This window comes from Tritonibacter sp. SIMBA_163 (genome assembly GCF_046535935.1).
Classification (GTDB): domain Bacteria; phylum Pseudomonadota; class Alphaproteobacteria; order Rhodobacterales; family Rhodobacteraceae; genus Epibacterium; species Epibacterium scottomollicae.
The window spans coordinates 1-231 of sequence record NZ_JAWJBP010001476.1 but is presented as its reverse complement, the minus strand read 5'-3'; the positions used below and the strand labels follow the sequence as shown (position 1 = coordinate 231).

Genomic DNA, 231 nt, shown 5'->3' with positions numbered 1-231 from the left:
CTCTAGACGGAGAGCGTTTAGTATCAACCAGCTACGATAGTACAATCAAAATTTGGGGTTTAGAGGGCAAGTTACTCTCCACTCTGGTAGGGCATAGCGAAGCTGTTCTAAAGGCTGCTTTCAGTCCCGATGGTCGCATCTTGGCATCGGCGGGAGCTGACCGCATGGTTCGACTTTGGCAACCGACTAATCCCTTGCAAACAGTCCTCCCAGGACACACCGGTTATGTCA

General features: G+C 51.1%; 1 protein-coding gene. It reads left to right on the top strand.

Going from position 1 to position 231, the window contains the following annotated elements:
- Positions 1 to 231 (top strand): WD40 repeat domain-containing protein (locus R0J92_RS27195; protein ID WP_411053975.1); only part of this gene is annotated, 231 nt, incomplete at both ends.